Below are 20,076 nucleotides of genomic sequence, written 5' to 3'. Positions count from 1 at the left end.
CTGCTCCTATAGCTCGGCATCAAGGCGGCGCACGGCGCCGAAAAGAACGGCTGCACCCAGCGCGATATCGTCGTTTTCGGCCCATTCGTCCGGCGTGTGGGAACGCCCCTCGCGGCAGGGAACGAAGATCATGGCCGAGCGCGAAATCCGCGCCATCCAGGCGGTGTCATGCCCAGCGCCGGAGGCCATGCGGCGGAAACGTGCGCCGGCATTTTCCGCCGAGGCTTCGAGGGCCGCCATCACCGTGGTATCGGCCGGGGTCGGCATATTGTCGGATAAGATCTTGGGCGATGAAACCGTAACGCCCCGGTCGCGCTGCAACTCCACGACCATGCGATCGACCTCCGCAATGAAGCGCTCCATGTCCTCGCGTCGTTCGGCGCGGGCGTCGATCAGCAGCCGAGCGCGCGAGGGCACGACATTGGCGGCATTCGGCTCGATTTCGAATTCGCCGACCGTTGCCGTGAAATGCCCCTCGCCCTGTGCCATCCGGCGCGCGACGCGCTCAACATCGGCCACCAGCGCGGCACCGGCCACCAGCGCATCGCGGCGTGCACCCATCGGCGTCGTACCGGCATGATCGGCCTGGCCCTCGACGAAAATCTCGATGCGGGTGATGCCGGCGATGGCGGTGACGATGCCGATATCGCGGCGTTCGTTTTCCAGAACCGGACCCTGCTCGATGTGCAGCTCAAGGAATGCCCTGATATCGGTGCGCTTGAGCTGGGCAATGCGTGAGGGATCACCGCCGGCATCGATGATGCCCTGACGCAGAGTCAATTCCCCTTCGCTGCGGGAAAACCAGCCATCGGGGATAAGCCCGGCCATGCCGCGGCTGCCGATGCAGGAGACGCCAAAGATCGAGACTTCTTCTGCAAGGAAATCGACAATCTCAAGATCATGATCCAGCCGAATGCCGGCATCATCCAAAGCGCGGGCGACTTCGAGCGCCGCCGCGACACCGGCGATACCATCGAAACGGCCGCCTTCCGGCACCGTGTCGGAATGGGAGCCGAGCATGATCGTACCGAGACCGGATTTGCGGCCCTTGCGGCGACCGATCAGGTTGCCGCTGGCATCGATGCGGGTTTCAAGCCCGGCTGCTTTGAACTGACGATCGAGAAAAGCGCGGCCTTCGAGAAACATCGGCGTGAAAGCGCGGCGGGTGTAGGGCCTGTCCGGCTCGGTCAGGCGCGCAAGGCCCTTGATATTATCGGCAATGCGCGCGGCATTGACGGGAAGATTGGTCTGCCTCATGCGACCGGCCCCGCAAGCGGCAGGCTTGCCAGGGGCCGGACGAAACGGCCATCGCCGGGTGCTGCCAGCACCTTGCCACCTTCATAGACCTTGCGACCGCGATTATAGGTCGCCGCCACACGCCACGGCAGGTGAATGCCGTTGTAGGGCGACCAGCCCACGACATTGTTGCCGCTTTCGGCCGCGTCGTAGACGTAACGCTCGGGCGTCAGCACGGCGATATCGGCGTGCTTGCCAACCTCAAGCGCTCCCTTCTCATGATCGAGGCGGAAATGGCGGGCCGGGTTTAGCGCCATCAGCTCGGCGGCGCGGGTGAGCGGAATGCCGCGCTCCAGCGCACCCTTGATGAACAGCGGCACCATCACCTCCAGCCCCGGCACGCCGGAGGAATTGGCGAGCATATCCGGGTTGGTCTTGCGATTTTCCGACCAGCTGACGTGATCGGTGGAAACCAGTGTGACATTGCCCTCGGCCACATGCCGCCAGAGTTTTTCGACCTCGGCGCGCGGACGGATCGGCGGATTGATCTTCGCCTTGCCGCCAAGCCGGCGCACGTCATTTTCCTCGTCCAGAACAAGATAATGGATGCAGCACTCGATCGTCGCGCGAAAACCCTGGTTGCGGTAGCTGCGGGCAATGTCGTAGCCGCGGCCGACGGAGCAATGCACCACATGGGCCGGGCATCCGGTGGCGGCGCCCGTCTCGTAAATCTGGTTGGTGGCAAGCAGTTCCGTCAGCGGCGGGCGCGACAGCGCGTGGGCGCGGTAATCAGTGATGCCGGCGGCCTTGACCTTTTCAATGGCCGCACGGACGGCTTCGTCATCCTCGTTGTGGACGCCAGCCGTCAGCCCCGTCGGAGCAATGGTGGCGAAGCAATCTTCCAGCAGGGCGGCCGGGATACGAGGGAAGCGCTTCGGGTCCGTGCCGAAGGTCGAGAACTTGAAGGCGGCGACGCCGGCCTCGACCATTTCCGGAATGCGCAACGAGCCTTCTTCCGGATCGACCGTGCCATAAAGCGCGAAATCGACGCGGGCTTGCGCGCCGGCATGGGCGATCTTGCGGCGCACGGCATTGCCGGAGCAGACGAGATCGCCCTCGTCATAGGGCATGTCGACGATGGTCGTGACGCCGCCGGCCGCCGCCGAGCGGGTCGACCAGATGAAATCCTCCTGATCCTTCTGGCTGAGCGAATGCACCTGTCCATCGATCGCGCCCGGCAGGATCAAAGCCCTGCCGAGATCATGACTTTCCTTGGCAGCCGGCATCGCGCCCTGCCCGACAACGGCGATGCGCTCGCCGATAACGCCGATATGGCCGGCCTCAACGATCAGGTCGGGCAGAACCAGCGTTCCCTTAAGGACGAGATCGAAATCGGCCATGAGCTTGCCTTCCTAAAGCGCGAGAGCAAAGAAATCGTCGAATTCCGGCATGGGTGCCGCCGCGACCAGGCTTCGGCGCAGATCTGGGCACGAAAACGCCATCCGCAATGCCTCGATTTCGTCGGAAAGAGGCCGGTCCTGCAAATACATCGGGCTGATCTCGCGGACGCGGTCATAGGCCAGCTTGGTCGTGGCCTGCGGTTTGTCACCGAGCAGGTCGACGGCCTGTGCGGACAAGAGCGCCTCGATCGCGCCCATCTGGCAGAGATCGCGCACCTGGGCCTCCATGCGCTCGACGATCAGCGGCAGAAAGGTCGCTTCCTCCTCAAGGCCGCCAGCGACGACAATCGACTGCGCCGAAAGCGGCACGGCATTGGACTGCACGCGCATATAAAGCTCGACGGCAAGCTTCATCAGCGGGCCTAGGCCGCTTGCCACTTCGCCGGGTGCCACAAGATTGATGGGCAGGTTACGCCGCACCCCGTTGGAGAGCAGGACGCAGCGATTGAGCACATTGCGGGCGACATGGGAGAAGGCGATCTGCGCCGTCTCGATGTAGAGCGTCGTCGTCAGCGGAAGCGAAGCGCCGGAGGAATGCACCTGACCGCCCAGAACCACCGGGTTGTCATCAGAAAGATAGGTGGCATCGAGAAGGCGTTCGGCCGCGACAACCAGCGTATCGACTGCCGCGCCGAAAACCTGGGCCGTCATGCGCAGGCTCAAGGGATCGTGGATCGCCGTCGGCAGCGGCCAGTCGACCATGTCGGATTGCCCATAGAGCCAGGAGCCGACCAACGCCTCCCCGCGCGTGCCGAGCGTTGCTGCAACGCGCCACGGATCGGCTGAAGCGCCAAGCGCCAGCGACGACATCAGGCCTGTGACCATCAGGACGCGGACGACAGAGGCCGCTTCACGCACCAATTCGGCGGCGGCGGCATAAGCCGTTGCATTGACGCTGAGGGCCGCCAGCGCATCGCGCGGCTGCATGACAAGGGGTGTGAGGCCGGCCCGCTTAAGGGCCTCCGGCGCATCCAGCAATTCCCCACGATAAAAAGCCCGGCCTGCGCCGGTAAGAACAGAAGCCACCTGGCCCATCAACCCGATATCGGCACATCCGATGGAGCCATGACGATGCACAGCCGGCACGACGCCGGCGCGCAGAAGCCCGAGGAACGCGTCGACCAGTTCGACGCTGCAGCCGGTATGGCCACCAAGCGCCGTATTCACCCGGATTGCCATCGCCTTGCGGACGACGGACTGTGTAAACAGCGGCCCGGTTCCGAAATGATGAGCCTTGACCAGCGAGGCGTTGAACTGGGTAAGGTCATCTGCCGTCCAGAGCCGGTCCTTCATCGAGCCGACGCCTGTATTGGCGCCGTAAACGGGAAGCCCTAACGCGATGCGATCGGCAATCACGGTGCGGGCCGCCTGTACCCGCTCCAGCGCGACAGACGAGACTTCCGGCACATGTTCACCGGCACCGATTCTTTCCAGCGCCGAGAAGCTCAGCGGTTGTCCCGTCAAAACAATGGTTTTCGTCGCCGCATTCATGCCTGCTCTTTCCCGATTGTCACCATGCTATGCGCAATGGCAGGCCTTGTGGTATATCCCAAAAACCAAACAGGAGATGCCGCATACTGAACAGCCGGTAGTATCGGCCTCCACCCCTCGACGAGCACGCCTTTGTCATGGATATCGCCACCCTCACCCTCGTGCATGCCGTTCTCACCGAACGCGGTATAAGACGTGCCGCAAAAGTGACCGGCCGCCCGCCGGCGAGCGTCAGCGCCGCGTTGAAGCGCATGGAGGCGGCGATTGCCGTGCCGCTGGTGCGACGGGAGGGTGGCAATCTCGTTCCGACCCTGGAAGCCCAGCGCCGCCTCGCCGATCTCACCGCCGCCCGTGCCGCGATCTCCGACCTACTGGCTCCGGCGGAGAAAACCCTTGAGACCGTGCCAGCGATCAGCATCAGCGCCCTCGAACGATTCCTCGCCATTGCCCATTGCGGCAGCGTCCGAGCGGCTGCACGGCAGATCGGCGTCGGGCAGCCGCAACTGACCCGCCAGATCGCCGATCTGGAAAAGGCGCTGGGCTACGCGCTTCTGACCCGCTCGGCGGCGGGTGTCGTCTGCACCGCCGAGGGGCTTGCTGCCATGCCGCTTGCGGAAACGCTGAGCGAAATCTGGGCGCAGCTGTCGCGCGCATCGGCCGATCGTTTCCGCCGAAGTGCCGCGACGTGGCGGCTCGGCTCGGTCATGCCGCTCGGGCCGGAAAGCGAGATTGCCCGCATGCTGGCGACGCTGACGGCAAGGTGGCATCGCGCCCGGCCGCGCCAGCCGCTGTTCCTCTCCAGCACCACGGCGGATGAACTGATCGCCGGCCTTAAAAGCCGCCGCTTCGATGCCGTGTTGCTGGATGTGGCGGACTTTCCAGCCGAGTTCGAGGGGCACCTCGTTTCGCAAGGTCCGCTGGCGCTGGCCGGGCAACCCGAGCTCTTCGCCACCGGCAAGCCGCTGAATGATATCCTCACCACACACCCCATCGCGGTGCCAAGCCTGCGCAGCGGTCTGCGTCAGCAGGCAACCCGGTTTCTGGAAAACACATTGAGCGAGACCGAGCGGCCGCGACTGACGATTGCGGAAGTCGATTCCATCCCCGTCATCATCAACCTCGTTCTCAATCACGGCTATCTTTCCGTGCTACCGCAGAGCTCTCTGTCGCGGGTGCGCAATGCACCGGCGATGATCCGGCTCGATGAGAGCTATGCCCAGTCTCTGTCGCTCGTCTGGCCGAAAAACGCCCTCTCGCGTCAGCTCGGGGAAGCGATGCTGGAGATGATGCGAGCGGAATCACTTTCCTCGCATGAGCCCATAAACATCTGATCCGATTCAACAAAATCGGCAAAGCTGAATCGGTCTCTCAAGCACTTGAATCAGGCCTTGAGCTTGAGCCGCCGCCGCGTCTCGCTCGGGCTTTCGCGGTAGTGGGCACGGTAACTGCGGGAGAAAGCGGAGGATGAGTTGAAGCCGGTGGCCGCCGCAATATCGGCGAAATCGGCCCGGCTTTCGATGACTTTTCGACGGGCGGCATTCAGCCTCAGCGCAAGATAATGAACATGCGGCGCCACCCCCATCGTTTCCTGAAACAGCGTCTGCAGATGGCGGGCGCTGACGCCGAGGCGGCGGGCGAGACGGGCAAGCGTCAGCGGCGCCTCCACCGTTTCCTCCATCAGCTTCACGGCGGCGCTCACCCGGTTATCCGCAATGCGCATGTTGCCGATGGCCGGCACCTGCAGCAGGTCGCCGCGCGTGCGCTCCTGCTCGTAGATGAACAGCCGCGAGACTTCGAGCGCCAGCGAATAGCTGTGCTGGCGGCGGATGAGTTCCAGCATCAGATCGAGCGTCGGCAGCGAACCGCCGGTGGTGATGCGCTTGCCGTCGATGACGAAGCGCTCGCGCACCATCGTTACCTGCGGATAGGCGGCCGTGAAATCCTCGAAATCCTCCCAGTGGGTCGTCGCCTGAAAATTGTCGAGCAGGCTCATTTCCGCAAGCAGCCACGAGCCGGATTCGATTCCGGCCATCATCTCGCGGTGCCGCGCCGTCTGGGATAGCTGCATGCGTAGCTGCGGCGTGTCGCTGCCCTGCCAGTTGTAGCTGGAGAGGATGAACAGCGGCTCGGTCTCCTTCTGCGGCCGGAAAGCGCCTTTGACGGGGATGGGGATACCACTCTTCGTCTCGATCGGTGCGCCATCGGGGCTGTAGAGATTCCAGCTGTAGAGCGGCCGGCCGGCTATGCGATTTGCCGCCCGCAGCGGCTCGATCACCGAGGCCGTGAGGATCAGGTTGGTCTCTGGCAGGATCAGGAGATCGATATGTTGCGTCTTATCGGCCGGAACCAGCATAGTTTTCCTCCGCACCGGAATTTCCGAGAATGTATAGTCTGCATCCGGCAATGGAAAGCAAACGCAATTTTATTGGATCGTAATGGGTCCAAAGAAAAACGGGGAGACCTCCATGCCACTCGCTATGAACCGCGATGTTTTCATCACCTGCGCCGTGACCGGTGCCGGCGACACCGTATCCAAATCATCGCATGTGCCGATCACGCCCAAGCAGATCGCCGATGCCGCGATCGAAGCGGCGAAGGCCGGCGCTGCCGTTGCCCACTGCCATGTGCGCGATCCGGAAACCGGCGCCGCCGCACGCCGCCTCGACCTCTACAAGGAAGTGACCGACCGTATTCGCTCGGCTGATGTCGATGTGGTCCTGAACCTCACGGCCGGCATGGGCGGCGACCTCGTGTTCGGCGATGTCGAGGCGCCCTTCCCCGTCAATCCGAACGGCACCGACATGGCCGGCGCCACCGAGCGCGTTGCCCATGTGGCGGAATGCCTACCGGAAATCTGCACGCTCGATTGCGGCACGATGAATTTCTCGCTCGGCGACTATGTGATGACCAACACGCCCTCGATGCTGCGCGAAATGGCCCGGCAGATGACGGCGCTGGGCGTGCGCCCGGAAATCGAAGCCTTCGATACCGGCCATCTCTGGTTTGCCAAACAGCTTGCCGAAGAAGGTCTGATCGAGGATCCGGTGCTGATCCAGCTCTGCATGGGTATTCCGTGGGGCGCGCCGGATGACCTCAACACCTTCATGGCGATGGTCAACAACGTGCCGAAAAACTGGACCTTCTCGGCCTTCTCCATCGGCCGAAACGCGCTCGCCTATCCGGCGGCAGCCGTGCTTGCCGGCGGCAATGTCCGCGTCGGACTGGAAGACAATCTCTATATCGGCAAGGGCCAGCTCGCGACAAACGGCCAGCTCGTCGAAAAGGCCGTGACCGTGATCGAGGGCATGGGCGCTCGTGTCATAGGCCCGGCTGAAGTGCGCGAGAAGCTGAGGCTGACGAAGCGGTAGAACATGCGTCCGAGGTAAGATTACCCCTCACCAAGTTCGTCCAACCGATCGGCTTCGCCTCTCGGGGACGAACTATCCTCTCCCACAAGGGGAGAGGAACCTGCCGCAAGCTCACCGCGATTTCAGAAGCAAGGTGTCGCGCGGTCCCGCCTCTCCCCTTGTGGGAGAGGATAGCAAGCCCGCAGGAAGCGCAGCTGAGTGCTTGGGCGCGCTTGGTGAGGGGTAAAAGAACCGCGGAACGGACATATATAGAGGGAACACAAGAAAAATGACCAAGATCACCAAGGCGGCCTGTATCGGCGGCGGCGTTATCGGCGGAGCCTGGGCGGCGCGCTTCATTCTCGGCGGCATCGATGTCGCGATGTACGATCCGCATCCGGAAGCCGAGCGCATCGTCGGCGAAGTCATGGCCAATGCCGACCGCGCCTATGGCATGCTGACCATGGCGCCGCTGCCTCCGAAGGGCAAGCTCACCTTCGTCAAGAGCATTGAAGAGGCCGTGCAAGGCGCTGACTGGATTCAGGAAAGCGTGCCGGAGCGCGTCGATCTCAAGCGCAACGTCATCACCCAGATCGATGCGGCGGCCGACCCGAAAGCGCTGATCGGCTCCTCGACGTCCGGCATCATGCCGACTGAGCTTCAGCGCGACATGAAGCACCCCGAGCGCATGTTCGTCGCCCATCCCTACAACCCGGTCTACCTCCTGCCGCTCGCCGAACTCGTCGGCGGCGAGAAGACGGCCAAGGCCACGCTTGAAGACGCCAAGGCGAAACTTGCGCCGATCGGCATGAAGGGCGTCATCATCAACAAGGAGATCGAGGCCTTCGTCGGCGACCGCCTTCTCGAAGCCGTCTGGCGCGAAGGCCTCTGGCTGATCAAGGACGATATCTGCGACACGGAAACGCTCGACGACGTGATCCGTTATTCCTTCGGCATGCGCTGGGCGCAGATGGGCATGTTCGAGACCTACCGCATCGCCGGTGGCGAAGCCGGCATGCGCCATTTCCTCGCCCAGTTCGGCCCCTGCCTGTCTTGGCCCTGGACCAAGCTCATGGATGTCGTCGATCTCGATGACGAGCTGGTCGACAAGATCGCCGGCCAGTCCGACGCGCAATCCGGCGCCCGTGGCATCCGCGACCTCGAGCGCATCCGCGACGAAAACCTCGTCGGCATCATGCACGCGCTGAAGAGCGGCGATGGCGGCAAGGGCTGGGGTGCGGGCAAGCTGCTTGCCGATTTCGAGCAGAGTCTCTGGGCAAACGCCAAGAAGCCGGAAACGGATCTCGGCGAAGCCCAGCCGATCCGCATTCTCGAAACCAAGGTCAACGCCGCCTGGGTCGATTACAACGGCCACATGACCGAGCATCGCTACCTTCAGGTTTTCGGCGACACGTCCGATGGCTTGCTGCGCCTGATCGGCGTCGATCTCGACTATGTGCGCGACGGTCACAGCTATTACACGGTCGAGACCCACATCCGAAACCTCGACGAGGGCAAGCTCGGCGATACGCTCACTTCGACCTGCCAGATCCTGTCTCACGACGACAAGCGACTGCACATCTTCTCGACCATCTACAACGCCGAAACGGGCGCCAAGCTCGCGACGGCCGAACAGATGCTGCTGCATGTCAGCAGCAAGGAGGGCAAGGCTGTTCCGGCACTGCCGGCGGTGCTCGCCAAGGTCAAGGCGATTGCCGAGGCCCATGCCTCGCTGCCGGCACCGGAGGGTGTTGGCCGGGCTGTAGGGCAGAAGCGGTAATAGACTTACGAGTTTGCCCCTCATCCGCCCTATCCAACACCTTTTCCCCGTTTTAGCGGGGAGAAGGGACAAGCGGCAAACTCCGTCGTCCCCTCTCCCCGCAAGCGGGGAGAGGGCTAGGGTGAGGGGCAAATCTGAGGGGACTGCTCCGGCAAAAAAACACGAGGGAGAACAATTATGAATTTCGCACTCTCCGACGAACAGCAGATGATCGTCGACACCGTGCGCGGCTTCGTCGAGACGGAGATCTATCCGCATGAAAACGAAGTCGAGCGCACCGGCTTCGTGCCGCCGGAACTTGGCCAGGAGATTGCCCGCAAGTGTAAGGAACTCGGCTTTTTCGGCTGCAACATGCCGGAATCGGTCGGCGGCGCCGGACTTGATCACCAGACGTTTACGCTGGTCGAGCGCGAGCTTGGCCGCGGTTCGATGGCGCTCACCGTGTTCTTCGGCCGCCCTTCGGGCATCCTGATGGCCTGCAATGACGAGCAGCGGCAAAAATATCTTCTGCCGGCGGTTTCCGGTGAGAAATTCGATGCGCTGGCCATGACCGAACCGGACGCCGGCTCGGATGTGCGCGGCATGAAGTGTTTTGCCCGTAAGGATGGAGACGACTGGATCGTCAACGGTACCAAGCACTTCATCAGCCATGCCAATATCGCCGATTTCGTCATCGTCTTCATCGCCACCGGTGAAGAACAGACACCGCGCGGCCCCAAAAAGCTGATCACCTGCTTCCTCGTCGATCGCGGCACGCCCGGCTTCGAAATCCGCGACGGCTACAGCTCCGTGTCCCATCGTGGCTACAAGAATTGCATCCTCAGTTTCGACGAATGCCGCCTTCCCTCGGCGCAGATTCTGGGCGAAGTGCACAAGGGCTTCGACATCGCCAATGACTGGCTCTACGCGACCCGCCTGACAGTCGCTGCGACCTCCGTCGGCCGCGCACGTCGGGCCTTTGATTATGCTCTCTCCTACGCCGCAGAACGCAAGCAGTTCGGCAAGCCCATCGGCGCCAATCAGGGCGTTTCGTTCAAGCTCGCCGACATGATCACCGAGATTGATGCCGCCGACCTTCTGACCCTCTCGGCCGCATGGCGGCTCGATCAGGGCCTGCCGTCCAACCGTGAAATTGCCTCGGCCAAGGTCTATGCGACGGAAATGCTGGCGCGGGTCACGGATGAGGCGATCCAGATCTATGGCGGCATGGGCCTGATGGACGACCTGCCGCTCGCCCGCTTCTGGCGCGATGCGCGCGTGGAACGTATCTGGGATGGCACCTCCGAAATCCAGCGGCACATCATCAGCCGCGACCTGCTGCGGCCGCTGGGGGCGTGAGGATGAATATGCGCCGTGATGCCCCCCTCTGCCCTGTCGGGCATCTCCCCCTCAAGGGGGGAGATCGGCAGAAGGCAACTTTGGCCTCAACCGTAAGCCTCTGGCGGAAAGCTAATTTGAAAAGGATCGGCATCCTGGAACTCGGAGATGCCCGAGACGGCGCTGCTATCCAATCTCCCCCCTTGAGGGGGAGATGCCCGACAGGGCAGAGGGGGGTGTTCGGCACGACGGAGGGATACGTCGCATGACTACCTCCCCCCGCCCTCTCGACCGTCTCATCCGCCCGAAATCCATTACCGTCTTCGGCGGCAAGGAAGCGCGCCGGGTGATCGAGCAATGCAACAAGATGGGCTTTGCCGGCGAAATCTGGCCGGTCCACCCCAAGCTCGACGACGTGCTCGGACGCAAGTGCTACCGCTCGGTCACCGATCTGCCGGCAGCGCCGGATGCCGCCTTCGTCGGCGTCAACCGCCAGCTCACCATCGAGATCATTCGTGATCTCTCCGCGCGCGGTGCAGGTGGTGCGATCTGCTACGCCTCGGGTTTTCGCGAGGCGGTGAACGAACTCGCTGACGGCAATGAGCTGCAATCGGCTCTCGTCGAAGCGGCTGGCGACATGGCGATCGTCGGGCCGAATTGTTACGGCTTCATCAATATGCTCGATGGCGCCCTGCTCTGGCCCGACCAGCACGGCATGCTGCGCGTCGAAAACGGCGTCGCCGTCCTCACCCAGTCCTCCAACATCGCCTGCAACATCTCCATGCAGATGCGCGGGCTGCCGCTCGCCTATCTGATGACCGCCGGCAACCAGGCGCAGACCGGGCTGTCCGACCTCGCCTGCGCCGTCATCGAAGACCCGCGCGTCACCGCCGTTGGCCTGCATATCGAAGGTTTTGACAGCATCGAAGCCCTGCAGCGATTGGCGAAGCGGGCACGGGAACTCGGCAAACCTGTCGTCACGCTCAAGGTCGGAAAATCGGAAGCCGCACAGCTTGCGACCGTCTCGCACACCGCCTCGCTTGCCGGCAATGACGCGGTATCATCCGCGCTCCTCGCCCGGCTCGGAATCGGCCGCGTTGATACCCTGCCCGCACTGCTGGAAACGCTGAAACTCCTGCACCTACACGGCACGCTGAAGAGCTTCGACATCTCCTCGATGAGCTGTTCGGGTGGCGAGGCCTCGCTGATGGCGGATGCTGGCGTCGGTCGCAAGGTGGTCTACCGGGCGCTGAAGGACGAGCAGCGCCTGCCGCTACGCGAAAGCCTCGGCGAGATGGTAACGATCTCCAACCCACTGGATTACCACACCTTCGTCTGGGGCAATCGCGAAAAGCAGACGACGGCCTTTTCGGCGATGATGAAGGGCGATTACGCCATGAACCTCATCGTCTTGGATTTCCCGCGACAGGATCGCTGCGATGCCGCCGATTGGGTCACCACCTGCGACGCCGTCATCGATGCCTCGCGGGCAACCGGCGCTGTTGCCGGCGTCGTCGCCAGCCTCGGCGAAAACATGCCGGAGGAAACGGCGCTGCGGCTGATGGCCGAAAAAGTCGTGCCCTTCTCCGGCATCGACGAGGCGCTGACAGCCTGCGAAATCGCAGCAGAAATCAGCCGTCACTGGTCGCAACCGGCGGCCGAGCCGCTGCTGGCAGCGTCGCGAGCCGCGGACGAGGACAGCGTCACGCTTTCCGAGCACGAGGCAAAGACGGAGCTGGCCGCCTTTGGGCTTACGATCCCGCAAGGCGTCACCGCCGCCACAGCAGAAGAGGCAGCCGATGCCGCTGAAAAGCTCGGTTTCCCTGTCGTCCTCAAGGGACAGGGCGTTGCCCACAAGACCGAAGCCGGCGCGGTAAAGCTCAACCTTGCCAGTCGCGATGCCGTTCTTGATGCTGCGAAAGCCATGGCCGGCGTTGCCTCCGGTTATCTGGTCGAAAAGATGGTGGCAAAGCCGGTGGCGGAGCTGATCGTCGGCGCGATGCGCGATCCCGTGGCCGGCCCGGTTCTGACCGTCGGTGCCGGCGGCATCCTCGTCGAACTCATCGAGGACTCGGCGATCCTGACGCTTCCGACCAATGACAAGGCGATCCGCGAAACCCTGTCCGGCCTAAAGACTGCGAAGCTTCTCGGCGGCTATCGCGGCCAGCCGAAGGGCGATATCGACGCCCTCGTCCGCGCCGTCGCATCAGTGGCATCCTATGTCGTTTCAAACGCTTCAATGATCGAAGAAGTAGATATCAATCCTATCATGGTACTGCCCGAAGGTTCTGGAACCGTCGCGGCCGATGCCCTGATCAGGCGAAGGAAAACACGCGCATGACAGGACCGATCAAGACCCGCCGCGAAGGCGGCATTCTGGAAGTGACGATTGACCGGCCGAAGGCCAATGCGATCGATCTCGTCACCTCCCGGATCATGGGCGAAATCTTCCGCGACTTTCGCGATGACGAGACCCTGCGTGTTGCGATCATCACCGGTGCGGGTGAAAAATTCTTCTGTCCGGGATGGGATCTGAAGGCGGCTGCCGCAGGCGATGCTGTCGATGGCGATTACGGCGTCGGCGGCTTCGGCGGCATGCAGGAGCTTCGCGATCTCAACAAGCCGATCATTGCGGCGATCAACGGCATCTGCTGCGGCGGCGGCTTCGAAATCGCGCTGTCCACCGATCTCATTCTCGCCGCCGAACACGCGACCTTCGCGCTGCCCGAAATCCGCTCCGGCACCGTTGCCGATGCCGCCTCGATCAAGCTTCCGAAGCGCATCCCCTACCACATCGCCATGGACATGCTGCTGACCGGTCGCTGGCTGGACGTGACGGAGGCCCATCGCTGGGGCTTCGTCAACGAAATCCTGCCGGCCGACAAGTTGATGGAGCGCGCCTGGGACCTAGCGCGGCTTCTCGAAAGCGGGCCGCCGCTCGTCTATGCCGCCATCAAGGAAGTCGTGCGCGCCGCGGAAGGCGAGGCCTTCCAGACGACCATGAACAAGATCACCCGCCGTCAGCTGAAGACGGTGGATATTCTCTATTCCAGCGAAGATCAGCTCGAGGGCGCTCGCGCCTTTACCGAGAAGCGCGATCCCGTCTGGAAAGGGCGATAACACTTACGGCGCGCGAGGAAACGCGCCGGACGAAACGGCCGAAAGCATGCCGCTTGTCATAAGCGAGACTTATGCAGTGGAACAGATTTTCATGTGAATACAAAGGGAGATTTTGAAACTAGCCTGAGCAAAAACGAGGATCGGCTGAACGCCAGAATCCTTGCAATGAGAAATTGACGGCCGAAAAGGCTGCAAAAACACTGGTGGTTGGGGTCTTTGCCATGCATGCTGCGCATAGCGAGCGACCTCGTCGGACAAAACAAGATTGACCGGCCAATCAGGCTGGCAACGGACAAAGGGAACAGGGGCATGAGCGACTACAAGAATTTTCTCACAAGCCAGGTTACGCTTGGCAAAATGAACCGCCGCGAGTTCATGGGCCGCGCGGCAGCCTTCGGCATCGCCGCGACCACGGCCGGCACGCTGTTTTCGACAAGCGCCATGGCGCAGGAGCCCAAGCGCGGCGGCCATCTGAAACTCGGCCTCGAAGGCGGCTCGGCCACCGACTCGAACGATCCGGCAAAGTTCCTGTCGCAGGTCATGTTCTGCATCGGCCGCTGCTGGGGCGACATGCTGGTCGAATCCGAGCCCCTGACGGGCGCGCCGGTTCCGGCCCTTGCCGAAAGCTGGGAGCCGTCTGCCGACGCCGCCACCTGGACCTTCAAGATCCGCAAGGGCGTCAAGTTCCACGACGGCAAGGATCTGACCATTGATGACGTCGTGAAGACCCTGCAGCGCCACACCGACGAGAAGTCGGAATCGGGCGCGCTCGGCGTCATGAAGTCGATCAAGGAAATCAAGGCCGACGGCGACAACCTCGTTCTCGTGCTGACCGAAGGCAACGCTGACCTGCCGCTGCTCTTGACCGACTACCACCTCGTCATCCAGCCGGGCGGCGGCTACGACAATCCGGGCGCCGGCATCGGCACGGGTCCGTACAAGCTGTCGAGCTTCGAGCCGGGCGTGCGCGCAACGCTTGAAAAGAATGCCGACGACTGGCGCACGGATCGCGGCTTCGTCGACTCGATCGAAATCATCAACATGAACGACGCGACCGCCCGCATCGCCGCCCTTTCCTCGGGCCAGGTGCACTATATCAACCGCGTCGATCCGAAGACCGTGAACCTTTTGAAGAAGGCCCCGAACGTCGAAATCCTGTCGACCTCCGGCCGTGGCCACTACGTCTTCATCATGCATTGCAACACCGCACCGTTTGACAACAACGACCTGCGGCTTGCGCTGAAATACGCGATGGACCGCGAGACCATGGTCGACAAGATCCTCGGCGGTTACGGCAAGGTCGGCAACGACTTCCCGATCAACTCGACCTATGCCCTCTTCCCGGAAGGCATCGAGCAGCGCGCTTATGATCCGGACAAGGCGGCCTTCCACTACAAGAAGTCCGGCCACAGCGGCTCGGTGCTGCTGCGCACATCCGACGTTGCCTTCCCGGGTGCCGTCGATGCGGCCGTGCTCTATCAGGAAAGCGCCAAAAAAGCTGGTATCGAGATCGAAGTGAAGCGCGAACCCGGCGACGGCTACTGGTCAAACGTCTGGAACGTACAGCCCTTCTCCACCTCCTACTGGGGTGGCCGCCCGACCCAGGACCAGATGTACTCCACCGCCTATCTCTCGACGGCCGACTGGAACGACACCCGCTTCCTGCGTCCGGACTTCGACAAGATCCTGCTCGAGGCCCGCTCGGAACTCGACGAGAACAAGCGCAAGGACATGTACCGCACCATGGCAACGATGGTGCGTGACGAAGGCGGTCTGATACTGCCGATGTTCAACGACTTCGTGAACGCCTGCGGCAAGAACGTGAAGGGCTATGTCCACGACATCGGCAACGACATGTCGAATGGCTACGTCGCAACCCGCGTCTGGCTCGACGCGTAATGGCGGCGCTCGGACCTGAAAACGGTCCGGCACCGACGACTGAAACGCCTGCGGCTGGAACTCTCCAGCCGCAGGCCGCAGCCGTTGCCGGATCAGGCGTTGTCGCCACCATGAACACGGGCGTTGTCGGGGGAACTTTCTGGCGTCGCTTCAGCCTGCGCCGCCCCCTAGCTGCTCTCATCGTCCAGCGGCTCGGCCTGAGCGTCGGGCTTCTGTTTGCCGTGTCGCTGATGATCTTCGGTGGCGTGGAAGCCCTGCCCGGCGATTTCGCGACGACCTATCTCGGTCAGTCGGCGACCCCGCAGGCGGTCGAAAACATCCGCAAGGATCTCGGTCTCGACCGGCCCGTGACGGAGCGTTATTTCTCCTGGCTCGGTGGCGCGCTGCAGGGCGACTTCGGCACCTCCTGGGCCAGCCGCAATTCCGTCAGCGAGCAGATCGGCAAGCGTCTCGGCAACTCGCTGTTCCTCGCCTTCTTCGCGGCGATCATTTCCATTCCGCTCGCCATCGGGCTCGGCATGCTCGCCGTGCAATTCCGAAACCGATTGCCGGACAAGATCATCAACGTCGTGTCGCTGGCGGCGATTTCGCTGCCGGAATTTTTCGTCGGCTATATCCTGATCGTGCTGTTCGCCGTCAAGTTCGGCGTAGCAACCTTCCCCTCCACCGTCTATGACAGCATGGGCTTCCTGGAGCGCCTCTCGGCCATTGCCCTGCCTGTGGCTACATTGGTCCTCGTCGTTCTCGCGCACATGATGCGCATGACACGGGCGGCAATTCTCAATGTGATGTCCTCGGCCTATGTCGAGACCGCCGAACTCAAGGGCCTCGGCGCTTTCCGCATCATCGCCCGCCACGCGGCTCCCAACGCCGTGGCGCCGGTCATCAACGTGGTGGCTCTCAACCTCGCTTATCTCGTCGTCGGCGTCGTCGTCGTCGAGGTTGTCTTCGTCTATCCAGGCATGGGGCAATATATGGTGGATGCGGTGACCGTGCGTGACATGCCGGTCGTTCAGGCCTGCGGCCTGATCTTCGCCGCCTTCTACATCTTCCTCAACATGGCGGCCGATATCCTCGCCATTCTTGCCAATCCAAGACTAAGGCACCCGCGATGAACCTGAGATCCATTCCCATCAGCGCCTGGGTCGGTTTCGCGGGTATCGCGATCGCCCTCATCTGCGCCCTATTTGCCCCGCTCATTGCCCCCTATGGCGAAAGCCAGGTGGTGGGCGACATCTGGCTGCCCGGCGGCGGCGATTTCCTCCTCGGCACCGACAATCTCGGCCGCGATCTGCTGTCGCGCCTGATCTACGGCGCCCGCACCACCATTTTCGTGGCGCTGGCGGCAACCGTCATCTCGTTTTCGCTGGGCATGCTGCTGTCGTTCACGGCCGCCGTCACCGGCGGTTTTATCGACCAGCTGTTTTCCCGGTTCAACGACCTGATGATGGCGATCCCCACCCTGATCTTTGCCCTTGTCGTGCTGGCCGTTCTGCCGCAGCACCTTTGGATTCTGATCCTGGTGATGGCGGTGCTGGATAGTACCCGCGTCTTTCGCATCGGCCGCGCCGTCGCGCTCGATGTGGCGGTCATGGAATTCGTCGAGGCGGCACGCCTGCGCGGCGAAGGTACTGGCTGGATCATCTTCCGCGAAATCCTGCCGAACACGCTCTCGCCGCTCTTGGCCGAATTCGGCCTGCGCTTCGCCTTCTCGATCCTGTTCCTCTCCACCCTCTCCTTCCTCGGCCTGGGTATTCAGCCGCCGGCAGCGGACTGGGGCGGCATGGTGAAAGACAACAAGGACGGCATCATCTTCGGTATCAACGCCGCCCTCATTCCGGGCGGTGCGATCGCGGCGCTTGCCATTTGCGTCAACCTTGTCGTCGACTGGCTGATGAAACGAACCTCCAGCCTGAAGGGAGGCCGTGGCGATGCCTGATTTGTTGACCGTCAAGAACCTGAAGATCGAAGCGACCAGCTACCCGCCGGGCGAACCGCCAAAAACGGTAACGCTTGTCGATGGCGTCTCCTTCTCCGTCGAAAAGGGCAAGGTGCTCGGCGTGATCGGCGAATCCGGCGCCGGCAAGTCGACCATCGGCCTGTCCGCCCTCGCCTATGGCCGCGGCGGGGCATCCATCGTTGGCGGCGAAGTGCTGCTGAACGGCAAGGATATCCTGACGCTCGGGCGCGGCGGCATCCGCTCCGTGCGCGGCTGCAAGGTCTGCTATGTCGCGCAATCAGCCGCTGCTGCTTTCAACCCGGCCCACAAACTTGGCGAACAGGTGATCGAGGCGTCGCTGCGCCACAAGATCATGAGCCGGCCCGAAGCCGAAAAGCGGGCGCTGTATCTCTTCCGCGTGCTCGGCCTGCCGAACCCGGATACCTTCGGCGATCGTTATCCGCACCAGGTCTCCGGCGGCCAATTGCAGCGCGCCATGACCGCCATGGCGCTCTGCCCCAACCCGGAGCTGATCGTCTTCGACGAGCCGACGACGGCGCTCGATGTCACCACCCAGATCGACGTTCTCGCCGCCATCAAGCACGCGATCGAGGAAACGCACACCGCGGCCCTCTACATCACCCACGATCTTGCCGTCGTCGCCCAGATCTCCGACGACATCATGGTGCTGCGCTATGGCAAGACGGTGGAATACGGCACGACCCAGCAGGTCATCGAAGCGCCGGCGCAGGACTATACCCGCGCCCTCGTCAGCGTGCGCCAGACCAAGCGCGACGAGGCTGCCGACCAGTCCGACAAGCTCTTGAACATCGAGAACGTCAGCGCCGCTTACGGCAACGGCTTCAAGGTGCTGCATGATGTTTCCATGCATCTGCCGAAAGGGCAAACGCTGGCGATCGTCGGGGAAAGCGGCTCGGGTAAATCGACGCTTGCCCGCGTCATCACCGGCCTGCTGCCGCCCAGCGAAGGTCGCATCACCTTCGACGGTAAGCAACTGCCGCCAGCGCTGAAGGGCAGGAGCAAGGACGAGCTACGCCAGGTGCAGATGATCTACCAGATGGCCGATACCGCGATGAACCCGCGCCAGACGGTGCGCGACATCATCGGCCGCCCGATCACCTTCTATTACGGCGTGCACGGCGCCAAGAAGACGGAGCGGGTAAAGGAACTGCTAGACCAGATCGAACTCGGGGACCGTTTCCTCGACCGCTATCCGGCCGAATTGTCCGGCGGTCAGAAACAGCGCGTCGCCATCGCCCGCGCCTTGGCGGCCAAGCCGGAACTGATCCTCTGCGATGAACCAACCTCTGCTCTCGACCCGCTGGTGGCCGAAGGCATCCTGAATCTTCTTCTGAAGCTGCAGGAGGAAACTGCTGTTTCCTATGTCTTTATCACCCACGACATCGCCATCGTCCGCGCCATCGCGGACTCGGTCGCCGTCATGCACCGGGGCAGGCTGGTGCGCTTCGGGGCGAAGTCGAAAGTGCTTTCACCCCCGTTCGATGACTACACGGACCTGCTGCTAAAGTCGGTTCCGGAAATGGAAATCGGCTGGCTGGAAAAGGTGCTGGCGACCCGGCGGATGGAGAGTGCGGGGAATTAGCCTCCATCATAAATACTGCTAAAAAGGCGGTTTTGCCAAAGCAACAAGGCAGAACCGCCTTTTGTTCGTTCGGATGAAGGAGAGGCCATGGCTGTCTAACGCTCATAGCCGTCCACGTAGTCTTCGAACTCCCACTTCCCATACCGCCCGAACTTTGCGCCGACCTCGGCCCAGGTAGCACCTGTGCTTTGGGCTGCGATCTGCTGCCAGAACGCACGGATTTCTTTGACGTCGAAATGATCAACGATCAAATGGTGGCGGCCTGAAAATGCCGCTCTTTTCGCTTCGTTGGTGACCCACAACGAATTACAAACAACCACATCAAACGACTCCTCTCCATCCTCGCCCTCGGGTGAAAACATGGCTTGCACGAGAATAGAGAAAGGGGTCCTCTCATCTATCGTCAGATTATGTAGATCGAAATGATCGGGACTATGAAGGCGTTTTAACTCTGGTTTGATCATCAAACCCTGATTCCAGTTTTGCTCACGCTGGAAATATAGACAATTACTTCGCTGTACACGTCACATCCCCCAGCCTGTTCGCCACCTCGCCTTCCATCATCACGCTGCCGTCAGCCTTTGCCGCACACGTTGTCTTACCGTCCGAACCACCGCGAAAATGCACCACGGGTTGGCCCTCGATCATAATGCTCGGCACGACCTCGTAAAGTTCCGGCGGGCAGTTGGCGACATCCGAAAGCCTGAGCGCCGGGGCTCCACCGATCATGACGCTGACGGCGCCGGAAAGCGCACAGGGCGGGATGGTGGCGGCTTCCTCGGCAAAGCCTTCGGTCGGAACCCCGGCAAGCAGCAGGCAGGTCAGCAATCTCGCTCTCATCGCGTCCCTCCTCCTATTGCGCG

At 62.4% G+C, this 20,076-nt stretch carries 16 protein-coding genes; 10 read left to right on the top strand and 6 right to left on the bottom strand.

Annotated elements, in window-relative coordinates:
* Positions 1 to 6: 6 nt before the first annotated feature.
* Genes BLX89_RS17060 through BLX89_RS17050 form a run of 3 tightly spaced genes read right to left on the bottom strand, consistent with a single transcriptional unit; the run spans position 7 to position 4,187 of the window.
* Positions 7 to 1,257: a Zn-dependent hydrolase gene (locus BLX89_RS17060; protein WP_075292157.1), complete on the bottom strand. Its 1,251-nt coding sequence runs from the start codon at positions 1,255 to 1,257 to the stop codon at positions 7 to 9.
* Complete coding sequence (locus BLX89_RS17055; protein ID WP_075292156.1) at positions 1,254 to 2,636, bottom strand: dihydroorotase; 1,383 nt, start codon at positions 2,634 to 2,636, stop codon at positions 1,254 to 1,256. Before BLX89_RS17055 ends, BLX89_RS17060 begins: the two co-directional genes overlap by 4 nt.
* 12 nt (positions 2,637 to 2,648) lie before the next feature.
* Positions 2,649 to 4,187: an aromatic amino acid lyase gene (locus BLX89_RS17050; RefSeq protein WP_075292155.1), complete on the bottom strand. Its 1,539-nt coding sequence runs from the start codon at positions 4,185 to 4,187 to the stop codon at positions 2,649 to 2,651.
* Between the two features lie 137 nt (positions 4,188 to 4,324).
* Between BLX89_RS17050 and BLX89_RS17045 the strand changes: the two genes are divergently transcribed.
* The gene (locus BLX89_RS17045; protein ID WP_075292154.1) at positions 4,325 to 5,518 is read left to right on the top strand and encodes a LysR family transcriptional regulator; all 1,194 of its coding nucleotides are present in this window, start codon (positions 4,325 to 4,327) and stop codon (positions 5,516 to 5,518) included.
* 50 nt (positions 5,519 to 5,568) lie between these two features.
* Here the strand turns inward: BLX89_RS17045 and BLX89_RS17040 are convergent, their stop codons facing one another.
* A complete protein-coding gene (locus tag BLX89_RS17040; RefSeq protein ID WP_075292153.1) occupies positions 5,569 to 6,540 on the bottom strand; it encodes a GlxA family transcriptional regulator in 972 nt (323 codons plus the stop codon).
* 112 nt (positions 6,541 to 6,652) lie between these two features.
* Here BLX89_RS17040 and bcoG point away from each other — a divergent pair, with 112 nt between their 5' ends.
* The 9 genes from bcoG (at position 6,653) to BLX89_RS16990 (ending at position 19,213) form a co-directional block, all read left to right on the top strand.
* A complete protein-coding gene (bcoG, locus tag BLX89_RS17035; protein WP_075292288.1) occupies positions 6,653 to 7,555 on the top strand; it encodes a 3-dehydrocarnitine:acetyl-CoA trimethylamine transferase BcoG in 903 nt (300 codons plus the stop codon).
* 268 nt (positions 7,556 to 7,823) lie between these two features.
* Positions 7,824 to 9,314 (top strand): carnitine 3-dehydrogenase, encoded by a 1,491-nt coding sequence (locus BLX89_RS17030; RefSeq protein ID WP_075292152.1) that lies wholly within the window; start codon positions 7,824 to 7,826, stop codon positions 9,312 to 9,314.
* A 177-nt stretch (positions 9,315 to 9,491) separates the two neighbouring features.
* Positions 9,492 to 10,652, top strand: coding sequence for an acyl-CoA dehydrogenase family protein (locus BLX89_RS17025; RefSeq protein ID WP_075292151.1), 1,161 nt, complete (start codon positions 9,492 to 9,494; stop codon positions 10,650 to 10,652).
* A 244-nt stretch (positions 10,653 to 10,896) separates the two neighbouring features.
* On the top strand, positions 10,897 to 12,972 hold the full coding sequence (locus tag BLX89_RS17015) for an acetate--CoA ligase family protein (RefSeq protein ID WP_075292149.1): 2,076 nt from the start codon (positions 10,897 to 10,899) through the stop codon (positions 12,970 to 12,972).
* Positions 12,969 to 13,751 (top strand): carnitinyl-CoA dehydratase, encoded by a 783-nt coding sequence (locus BLX89_RS17010; RefSeq protein ID WP_075292148.1) that lies wholly within the window; start codon positions 12,969 to 12,971, stop codon positions 13,749 to 13,751. Before BLX89_RS17015 ends, BLX89_RS17010 begins: the two co-directional genes overlap by 4 nt.
* Positions 13,752 to 14,060: 309 nt before the next feature.
* Entirely contained in the window at positions 14,061 to 15,650 is a 1,590-nt protein-coding gene (locus tag BLX89_RS17005; protein ID WP_075292287.1) for an ABC transporter substrate-binding protein, read from the top strand.
* Positions 15,651 to 15,760: 110 nt separating this feature from the next.
* Complete coding sequence (locus BLX89_RS17000) at positions 15,761 to 16,765, top strand: ABC transporter permease (RefSeq protein WP_245292855.1); 1,005 nt, start codon at positions 15,761 to 15,763, stop codon at positions 16,763 to 16,765.
* Positions 16,762 to 17,589, top strand: a complete 828-nt coding sequence (locus BLX89_RS16995) for an ABC transporter permease (RefSeq protein WP_075292146.1) — start codon at positions 16,762 to 16,764, stop codon at positions 17,587 to 17,589. The genes BLX89_RS17000 and BLX89_RS16995 overlap by 4 nt, the downstream gene beginning before the upstream one ends.
* Positions 17,582 to 19,213, top strand: a complete 1,632-nt coding sequence (locus BLX89_RS16990; RefSeq protein ID WP_075292145.1) for an ABC transporter ATP-binding protein — start codon at positions 17,582 to 17,584, stop codon at positions 19,211 to 19,213. The genes BLX89_RS16995 and BLX89_RS16990 overlap by 8 nt, the downstream gene beginning before the upstream one ends.
* 95 nt (positions 19,214 to 19,308) lie before the next feature.
* Here the strand turns inward: BLX89_RS16990 and BLX89_RS16985 are convergent, their stop codons facing one another.
* Together BLX89_RS16985 and BLX89_RS16980 are read right to left on the bottom strand one after the other, a co-directional pair.
* Positions 19,309 to 19,677 carry an Imm8 family immunity protein gene (locus tag BLX89_RS16985; RefSeq protein ID WP_075292144.1) on the bottom strand — a complete coding sequence of 123 codons (369 nt, stop codon included), beginning with the start codon at positions 19,675 to 19,677 and terminating at the stop codon, positions 19,309 to 19,311.
* Positions 19,678 to 19,720: 43 nt separating this feature from the next.
* Entirely contained in the window at positions 19,721 to 20,053 is a 333-nt protein-coding gene (locus BLX89_RS16980; RefSeq protein WP_143523660.1) for a hypothetical protein, read from the bottom strand.
* Between the last annotated feature and the right edge of the window lie 23 nt (positions 20,054 to 20,076).

The sequence above is a fragment of the Pararhizobium arenae genome, from assembly GCF_001931685.1.
GTDB classification, from domain to species: Bacteria; Pseudomonadota; Alphaproteobacteria; order Rhizobiales; family Rhizobiaceae; genus Pararhizobium; species Pararhizobium arenae.
The sequence above is the reverse complement of the archived record's forward strand: the minus strand, read 5'-3'. Positions and strand labels throughout refer to the sequence as shown.